Below are 2,144 nucleotides of genomic sequence, written 5' to 3' on the forward strand. Positions count from 1 at the left end.
CCAACGATGGGCGTCGTTGGCACTCACGCCGATAAACGGAGTGATAAGCAGCATCAGTACAGACAGCGGAAGTAAAGCGATGAATGCCGAGAAAAATTTGTAAGGGATGTTATGCAGTAGTATAACCACTACAAATCCGCCCAGCAAAAAAGTGGCATGGCGCACTATGGGAGCCCAGTGATTTGCGTTTTTATACGCAATTGTACTGGTTGCGCTAAAAACTTCGACCACCGAGACCAGGCACAGGAACATGAAAATGATCCATATCACCCTGTCGCCCTTAAATAGTTTACTTGCCAGATCCATAAATAATCCGCTGTTTTATAAGTTTAGCACACAAGCTTTGAACTGGTTGCCTCTGTCTTCATAATTTTTGAAAAGGTCGAAGCTTGCACAACAGGGCGAAAGCAATACCGTATCTCCCTTATTGGCCAGTTTATATGCTTTGGAGATGGCCTCTTCCATCGACTGTGCATCTTCAATAACCGGCACCTTCCCATCAAAGAACGCATGCAACTTGGTATTGTCTACACCCAGAAAGATCAGGGAGTGCACCTTGTTTATCACCAGTTCTTCAATTTCGGTATAGTCGTTTCCTTTATCCGTTCCTCCCAGGATAAGCACAACGGGTGTATTCATACTCTGCAGGGCGTACCAGCAGGAGTTTACGTTTGTAGCTTTGGAATCATTGATATAATCGACACCACGAACACGGGCCACCTTTTCCAATCTGTGCTCCACGCCGGCAAAGTCGCTCAGCGAAGCACGTATCTCATCGTCTTTGATGTCCGTCACCTTTGCAGCAATACCCGAAGCCAGCGAATTATATAGATTGTGCGTACCCGTTAATGCTAACTGATCCTGATCCATTGTAAATATTCCGTTATCTGTTTCAATTACTATTTGTTTGTTCTCTGTGAATGCTTTTACGCCCTCCTTTTTTGTTTCAGAAAAAGGATACAACGCAGCTTTGGGATTATGCTTTGCTATCTCACGGGCAATCACGGGATCGTCGTTCCAATAGATAAAGACATCTTCCTCCGTTTGATTCTGAATGATGCGGAATTTAGAGTCCACATAATTCTGAAATTCATAATTATAGCGGTCCAGATGGTCTGGAGTTATATTCATTAATATGGCAACATCGGCCTTAAATTCGTACATGTTGTCCAGCTGAAAACTGCTTAGTTCGAGCACATAGTATGCGTGCGGCTGCTCGGCAACCTGTAACGCCAGACTGTTTCCCACGTTTCCGGCAAGTCCCACATCGAGTCCGGCCTGCTTAAGGATATGGTATGTAAGCATCGTGGTAGTGGTTTTGCCGTTACTACCGGTAATACATATCATTTTGGAGTTGGTATACCTTCCTGCAAATTCTATTTCAGAAATAATGGAGGTACCCTTTTCCTTCAGCTTTTGAATGATGGCTGCTTTGTCGGGAATACCGGGACTCTTTACTATTTCGTCTGCTGCAAGAACAATAGATTCCGTGTGCTGTCCCTCTTCCCAGGCGATGCCACGTGCATCCATCATCTCTTTGTAAACGGGTTTAATGACCGATAAATCCGAAACAAACACATCATACCCTTTGGCTTTAGCCAGCACAGCAGCACCTGTTCCACTTTCGCCGGCTCCCAAAATTACCATCTTTTTACCCATCTTTATCTCATCTTTAAAGTGACAATTGTAATAACAGCCAGAATAATGCCGATAAGCCAGAACCTTACTACGATTTTAGATTCGGGTACCACATTGAACGGCTTTTGCAACAGGGCTTCGATGCCTGCATTTCCGGGTTTCTGGAAATGGTGATGCAACGGAGTCATCTTAAAAATGCGTTTTCCAACGCCATATTTCTTTTTCGTGTATTTAAAGTAAGCTACCTGCATCATCACCGATATGCTTTCTGCGAAAAAGATACCACAAAGTATCGGGATAAGCAACTCTTTACGTATAATAATGGCGAATACTGCAATAATACCACCGAGGGTAAGACTGCCGGTATCTCCCATAAATACCTGGGCGGGATAGGAATTATACCACAGGAAGCCAACGGTGGCTCCGATGAATGCGGCGGCAAACACCACCAGTTCTTCTGCTCCCGGAATAAACATGATGTTGAGGAATGAGGCAAATTCAAAGTG

The 2,144-nt window shown here is 44.4% G+C and carries 2 protein-coding genes and 1 pseudogene; all 3 read right to left on the reverse strand.

The features are described 5' to 3' along the window. Positions 1-306 (reverse strand): FtsW/RodA/SpoVE family cell cycle protein (locus tag AB7E53_RS14020; protein WP_446776373.1); only part of this gene is annotated, 306 nt, incomplete at its 3' end. Between the two features lie 15 nt (positions 307-321). Beyond that, positions 322-1,659 carry a UDP-N-acetylmuramoyl-L-alanine--D-glutamate ligase gene (murD, locus tag AB7E53_RS14025; RefSeq protein ID WP_068184035.1) on the reverse strand — a complete coding sequence of 446 codons (1,338 nt, stop codon included), beginning with the start codon at positions 1,657-1,659 and terminating at the stop codon, positions 322-324. 2 nt (positions 1,660-1,661) lie between these two features. Continuing rightward, positions 1,662-2,144, reverse strand: a pseudogene (locus tag AB7E53_RS14030) (phospho-N-acetylmuramoyl-pentapeptide-transferase); the annotation flags it as partial.

The sequence above is a fragment of the Macellibacteroides sp. genome, from assembly GCF_050251695.1.
In the GTDB taxonomy this organism is placed as follows: domain Bacteria; phylum Bacteroidota; class Bacteroidia; order Bacteroidales; family Tannerellaceae; genus Macellibacteroides; species Macellibacteroides fermentans.